The sequence below is a fragment of the Xanthomonas sp. SHU 166 genome, from assembly GCF_000364685.1.
In the GTDB taxonomy this organism is placed as follows: Bacteria; Pseudomonadota; Gammaproteobacteria; order Xanthomonadales; family Xanthomonadaceae; genus Xanthomonas_A; species Xanthomonas_A sontii.
The window spans coordinates 1-6,259 of the sequence record NZ_AQOJ01000241.1 but is presented as its reverse complement, the minus strand read 5'-3'; the positions used below and the strand labels follow the sequence as shown (position 1 = coordinate 6,259).

7 protein-coding genes are annotated in these 6,259 nt (G+C 69.2%); 4 read left to right on the top strand and 3 right to left on the bottom strand.

Going from position 1 to position 6,259, the window contains the following annotated elements; translation table 11 throughout:
• Nucleotides 1-1,509 (top strand): phosphomannomutase/phosphoglucomutase (locus D180_RS07930; protein WP_017912371.1); only part of this gene is annotated, 1,509 nt, incomplete at its 5' end.
• Nucleotides 1,510-1,558: 49 nt separating this feature from the next.
• On the opposite strand, the gene D180_RS07925 is transcribed toward D180_RS07930, so the two are convergent.
• Together D180_RS07925 and pyrE are read right to left on the bottom strand one after the other, a co-directional pair.
• Nucleotides 1,559-2,230: a hypothetical protein gene (locus D180_RS07925; RefSeq protein ID WP_051064791.1), complete on the bottom strand. Its 672-nt coding sequence runs from the start codon at nt 2,228-2,230 to the stop codon at nt 1,559-1,561.
• Between the two features lie 18 nt (nt 2,231-2,248).
• Complete coding sequence (pyrE, locus tag D180_RS07920; RefSeq protein WP_017907592.1) at nt 2,249-2,908, bottom strand: orotate phosphoribosyltransferase; 660 nt, start codon at nt 2,906-2,908, stop codon at nt 2,249-2,251.
• 134 nt (nt 2,909-3,042) lie between these two features.
• Here pyrE and D180_RS07915 point away from each other — a divergent pair, with 134 nt between their 5' ends.
• From D180_RS07915 to D180_RS07905, 3 genes are all read left to right on the top strand, one after another.
• Nucleotides 3,043-3,843 (top strand): exodeoxyribonuclease III, encoded by an 801-nt coding sequence (locus tag D180_RS07915; RefSeq protein ID WP_017912369.1) that lies wholly within the window; start codon nt 3,043-3,045, stop codon nt 3,841-3,843.
• Complete coding sequence (locus D180_RS07910) at nt 3,840-5,207, top strand: MFS transporter (protein ID WP_017912368.1); 1,368 nt, start codon at nt 3,840-3,842, stop codon at nt 5,205-5,207. The genes D180_RS07915 and D180_RS07910 overlap by 4 nt, the downstream gene beginning before the upstream one ends.
• Before the next feature lie 151 nt (nt 5,208-5,358).
• The gene (locus D180_RS07905) at nt 5,359-5,586 is read left to right on the top strand and encodes a hypothetical protein (RefSeq protein WP_026143529.1); all 228 of its coding nucleotides are present in this window, start codon (nt 5,359-5,361) and stop codon (nt 5,584-5,586) included.
• A 15-nt stretch (nt 5,587-5,601) separates the two neighbouring features.
• Here the strand turns inward: D180_RS07905 and D180_RS07900 are convergent.
• Nucleotides 5,602-6,259, bottom strand: a 658-nt coding sequence (locus D180_RS07900) for an anhydro-N-acetylmuramic acid kinase (RefSeq protein WP_017912367.1), incomplete at its 5' end; no start/stop codon positions are given.

Genomic DNA, 6,259 nt, shown 5'->3' with positions numbered 1-6,259 from the left:
GGCCCGGCGGTGGCCGAAGAACACACCCTGCAGCAGAGCCTGCAACGCCAGGAGCCGCCCCCGCCGCCTTCGTCCACCGCCGAGGAGACCGCGCCGGCCAAGCCGGTGCCGGCGTTCACGGTGGCGCCGGAGATCTTCCGCGCCTACGACATCCGCGGCGTGGTCGGCCGCGACCTCAGCCCGCAGGTCGCGGCGCTGATCGGCCAGGCGATCGGCGCGGTGATGCAGGAGCAGGGGCTCAACGAGGTGGTGGTCGGCCGCGATGGCCGCCTGTCCGGGCCGGAGCTGTCGGCCGCACTGATCGAAGGCCTGCGCCGCGCCGGCTGCCATGTCACCGACATCGGCCTGGCGCCGACCCCGGTGGTCTACTTCGCCGCCTACCACCTGCGCGCCGGCAGCTGCGTGGCGGTGACCGGCAGCCACAACCCCGCCGACTACAACGGCTTCAAGATCGTGGTCGGCGGCGAGACCCTGTCCGGCGCCGCCATCGCCGACCTGTACACGCGGATCAGCGCCGGCCGCCTGCCCACGGCCGAGGAGCCGGGCCGGCTGCAGCAGCGCGATGTCGGCGACGACTACATCCAGCGCATCGCCGACGACGTGCAACTGGACCGCCCGCTCAAGGTGGTGGCCGATGCCGGCAACGGCGTCGGTGGCGAACTGGCGCCGCGCCTGCTGGAAGCGATCGGTGCCGAGGTCGTGCCGCTGTATTGCGACGTCGACGGCACCTTCCCCAACCACCATCCCGATCCCAGCGAGCCGCACAACCTCGAGGATCTGGTGCAGACGGTGCGGCGCTTCGACGCCGACCTGGGCGTGGCCTTCGACGGCGACGCCGACCGCCTCGGTGTGGTCACCAAGGAAGGCACGGTGATCTACCCGGACCGCCTGCTGATGCTGTTCGCCGCCGACGTGCTGCAACGCAATCCCGGCGCGCTGGTGATCTACGACGTCAAGTGCACCGGCAAGCTGTCCGACTATGTGCTGCGCAACGGCGGCAGCCCGCTGGTCTGGAAGACCGGGCATTCGCTGATCAAGGCGAAGATGCGCGAGACCGACGCCGAACTGGCCGGCGAGATGAGCGGCCACTTCTTCTTCAAGGAGCGCTGGTACGGCTTCGACGACGGCCTGTACGCGGCGGCGCGGTTGCTGGAGATCCTGGCCCAGCGCGAGGAATCGCCGTCGGAAGTGCTGGCCGAGCTGCCCGACAGCGTGGCCACGCCGGAGATCAAGCTGCCGGTGGACGGGCAGGACGCGCATGCGCTGGTCGCCGACCTGGTCGCCCAGGCGCAGCAGGAGGGCTCGCCGTTCGCCGGCGCGCGGCTGCTGACCATCGACGGGCTGCGCGCCGACTTCCCGGATGGCTGGGGCCTGGTGCGCGCCTCCAACACCACGCCGGTGCTGGTGCTGCGCTTCGAAGCCGACAACGCGGCGGCGCTGGAGCGGATCAAGGCGCTGTTCCGCGCCCAGCTGCAGGCCGTGCTGCCGGGCCTGGCGCCGACCTTCTGAGGCGGCGTTGCGCGCCCGGCCTGGTCCGGGCGCCGGGGTGTGCGACGGCTCAGCCGCCGGCGGTGGTCGCGGACTGTGCCGGGCCGTTGCCCCGGGCCGCGCGATAGCGCTGCAGCACGTCCTCGATTTCCTGATCCAGGCCGAGCCGCTGCTGTTCGAAGTTCTTCTGCATGCGCAGTTGCCACAGCAGGGCGCGGTGCCGCTGCTGCACGTCGTCGGCGGTCTTGGCCGGCACGCTCTGCCCGGCCAGTTCGCGCGCGCCGGCGCCGGACAGCAGGCCGATCAGACCCTGACGCAGGCTGTCGACGTTGTAGCGGGCGGTGTTGATGTTGTTGTCGACGATGCCGATGCGCTCGGCGAACACCCGGCGCAGTTCGTCCTCGGTCTGGTACGACAGCAGCATCGCCTGGTCGGTGCGCTTGCGCGTCTCCAGCGCGGCCTGGTCGGCGCGCTGCTGCGCGGCGTCGGCGGCGGCCGCGGCGCGTTCCTCGGCGTTCAGCGCACGCCCGACCTCGGCGCTGCGCATGCCGCTGGTGGCGTTGAACTCGTCGCGTGCCTGGTTCACCGCTTCCGGCGGCAACGCATCGCTGCAGGTACGTTGGCCGCCCTGGTTCCAGCAGTACAGCTTCTTGGACGGCGCCGACGCCTGTTGCGCGGCGGCCGGCAAGGCGAGCAGCGCCAACAGCGCCGGCAGGACGCGAGTGCGTGATCGGATCGGCATCGTGGCAGCCCCCTGCTGTCAGCCAGACGAAGCGCAGCCGTAGCGGGCCCGGTAGGCCAGCAGCGGTTCGCGGAAGCCGACAAGGTCTGCGTTTCCGTCGATGAATGCAAGCAGGTCGCCCAGATGCGCGACCGAGACCACAGGAACGCCGGCCTCGGCGGCCACTGCCTGCGCCGCCGAGCGGCGGTCGTCCTCGGCGGCGATCTCCTGGCGGTCCAGCGCGACCAGGATCGCGGCCGGCTCGCCACCGGCGGCACGGATGATGCCCAGCGCCTCGCGGATCGCGGTGCCGGCGGTGATCACGTCGTCCACGATCAGCACCCGGCGGCCGGCCAGCGGCGCGCCGATCAGGCTGCCGCCTTCACCGTGCGCCTTGGCTTCCTTGCGGTTGAACGCCAGCGGCAGGTCGCGCCCGCGCCGCGCGTATTCGCAGGCCACCGCCGTCGCCAGCGGAATGCCCTTGTAGGCCGGGCCGAACAACAGGTCGAAGTCGAGCCCGGCGGCGTCGGCCGCATCGGCGTAGCACGCCGCCAGCCGCGCCATGCTGGCGCCGGAGTCGAAGCGTCCGGCATTGAAGAAATACGGACTGAGGCGCCCGGACTTCAGCGTGAACTCGCCGAAGCGCAGCGCCTCCACGTCCAGGGCCAGTTGCAGGAAACGGTGCCGGTAGTCGGTCATGGGGGGGCCGGGATTCGGGATTGGGGATTGGGGATTCGTAAAAGCGTACCCCATGCGCGGACGCTGCATGGGCGTGACCGGCTATGCTTTCACAAATCCCGTCATCCCCAATCCCGAATCCCGGCTCCCCACCCATGCGCATCATCAGCTTCAACGCCAACGGCCTGCGGTCGGCCGCCACCAAGGGCTTTTTCGAGTGGTTCGCCACCCAGCAGGCGGATGTGCTGTGCGTGCAGGAGACCAAGGCGCAGGAGCATCAGCTGGCCGGGCCGGCGTTCCTGCCGGACGGCTACCGGGTCTGGTTCCGCGACGCCAGCACCAAGAAGGGCTACAGCGGCGTGGCCATCTACAGCAAGCGCGAGCCGGACGAGGTGCGGACCGCGCTGGGCTGGCCCGAGTTCGACGAGGAGGGCCGCTACATCGAGGCGCGCTTCGGCAACCTGAGCGTGGTGTCCTTCTACATTCCTTCCGGGTCCTCCGGCGAACTGCGCCAGGGCTACAAGTTCCAGGTCATGGACTGGCTGCGGCCGATCCTGGTGGAGTGGCTGCACAGCGGCCGCGACTACGTGCTGTGCGGCGACTGGAACATCGTGCGCTCGGCACTGGACATCAAGAACTGGAAGTCGAACCAGAAGAACTCCGGCTGCCTGCCGGCCGAGCGCGACTGGCTCAACGGCCTGTGCGCCGACCGCGCCGAAGAGGCCGATGCGGCCAGCGGCCGCGGCTGGGTCGACGCCTACCGCGCGCTGCATCCGGACGGCCAGGACTACACCTGGTGGAGCAACCGCGGTGCGGCGCGCGCCAACGACGTGGGTTGGCGCATCGACTACCAGTTCGTCACCCCGACCCTGCGCGAGCGCCTGCAGGGCTGTTCGATCTATACCGCGCAGCGCTTCTCCGACCACGCGCCGTTCACGGTGGACTACCGCACGTGATCGGAGCACTGGGCGCTTGGTGGCGGTCGCTGGACGTATACGCCAACCCGCGGGTGCGGGCGATGCTGTTTCTGGGATTTTCCTCGGGGCTGCCGTTCGCATTGGTGCTGACCACGCTGTCGGCGCGTCTGCGCCAGGCCGGCATCGATCGGACCACCATCGGCTACTTCAGTCTGGTCGGGCTGGCGTACTCGTTGAAGTACTTCTGGTCGCCGATCGTGGACCGTCTGCCGATCCCGGTTCTCTCGCGACTTGGTCGGCGGCGTAGCTGGATGCTGGTTGCACAGATCGGCGTCGTTGCCGGCCTGGTCGCACTCGCGCTGGCCAATCCCGCGCTGGACGCGCGCGCGGTGGCATTGCTTGCCGTCTGCACTGCTTTCGCCGCGGCAACCCAGGACATTGTCGTGGACGCCTATCGAATCGAGGCGGCTCAGGCCGATACGCAAGGCGCGATGGTCGCCGCCTATCAGGCTGGCTACCAGTTGGCGCTGATCTGTACCGGCGCCGGTGCCCTGACCTTGGCGGCAGAACTGGGCTGGAAGGCGTCCTACCTGATCATGGCGGTCTGCGGATTGGTCGGTCTTGTCACGACGCTCTGCATTGCCGAACCCATGACGGGCACCAGCGGTCCAATACGTCCGATCGAACCCATGGTGGAGGCGTTCCGCGCGCGCGCGCAGCGTTGGCCGGCGTGGATCAGAGCGACGGTTGCTTGGTGCATCGGTGCCGTGATCTGCCCGTTCGTCGATTTCTTCGCGCGGATGGGCTGGAAGGTGGGCATCTTGTCCCTTTCCCTGGTGATCACCTACCGACTCAACTACACCACGATGGGCGTTGCGGCCAATACGTTCTATCTGGACATGGGGTTTACGCTGGAACAGATCGCATTGGTCTCCAAGGTCTATGGGATCCTCATGACGATCGTCGGCGCTTTTCTGGCAGGCATCCTGGTCCGTCGTTACGGCATAGCGCGGACGTTGCTGATCGGATTGGTCCTGCTTAGTGGCGCCAACCTGATCTACGCGCATATCGCTAGCATCCACCCTGGGATCGCCTGGCTGGCGACTGCGATCAGCGCCGACAACGTGGCCAACGGTATCGCCGGGACGGCCTTCATCGCTTACATGTCATCGCTGACCAGTCCGAACTACACGGCGACGCAATACGCGCTGTTCGGAACCCTGTGGAGCCTTCCCGCCAAGTCGATCGCCAGTCAATGGGGCAAGATCGTGGACGCCTGGGGCTATCCTCCGTTCTTTGTCTATACCGCTGCGATTGGCATCCTTGCGTTACCGATGATCATCTGGCTCATCTGGCGTGAGCCACGAATGAGGGAAGAGGAGGGCGTGCAGAAAACACCCTGACCGCTGGGTTTCTCGGCCATAGCAGCCGCGTGTGTACGAGGCGCGCATCCGCAACTCCCTCACAGCCATTGCCGTCCAGCGATTGAAAGGCCGTCCCCGGACGGGGATGATGGGCAACGGCGCACGCGTGCGCCGCCGCCCGGGAGTCCGCATGAGCGACCTTGTGTTGCGCGATATCGACCCGTTCCTGCTCGAACGCATCCGCCGCATCGCCGTCGCGCGCGGCTGGACCCAGCGCCAGGCGGTGCTGGCGCTGATCGAGCAGGGCCTGTTCTCCAGCGAGCACGACGTGCGCAGCGGGTTCGAGCACCGCGAGGTGGATGCGCTCTCGGAGGCGATCGCGGCCTTGCGCGCGCTGCCGGCCGGCAGCGGCTTCTGAATCCCGACGCCTCGCTTACGCGGGGTGGATCGCGCCGAGGATGCGCGGCCCGCGCGCGCCGCTGACCGACGGCAGGTTGCCCGGCAGCCCGGCCAGGGTCTGCCGAGCCAGCCAGGCGAAGCCCATCGCTTCGATGTAGTCCGGGTCCAGGCCCTGCGCCTGGGTCGATTGCACCTGCACGCCCGGCAGCCGCGCCTGCAGCCGCGCCAGCAACAGCGGGTTGTGCACGCCGCCGCCGCACACCAGCAGTTGCCGGGTCGCCGGTTGCTGCGTCTGCAGCGCATCGGCGACGGTGGCCGCGGTCAGTTCCAGCAGCGTCGCCTGCACCGCGGCCGGCGCCGGCGACGGCGTGTCCAGGCAGGCCTCCAGCCAGCGCAGATGGAACTGCTCGCGCCCGGTGCTCTTGGGCGGCGGCAGCGCGAACCAGGGATCGGCCAGCAGGCGCTGCAGCAGGTCGGCGTCGACCGCGCCGCTGGCGGCGAACGCGCCGCCCGCATCGTAGGGCTGGCCGCGATGGCGCTGGCACCAGGCATCGAGCAGCGCGTTGGCCGGGCCGGTGTCGAAGCCGCGCACCGCGCCGTGCGCCGGCAGCAAGGTCAGGTTGCCGATGCCGCCGAGGTTGAGCACGGCCCGGTCTTCGTGCGCCGCCCCCAGCATCGCCGCATGGAAGGCC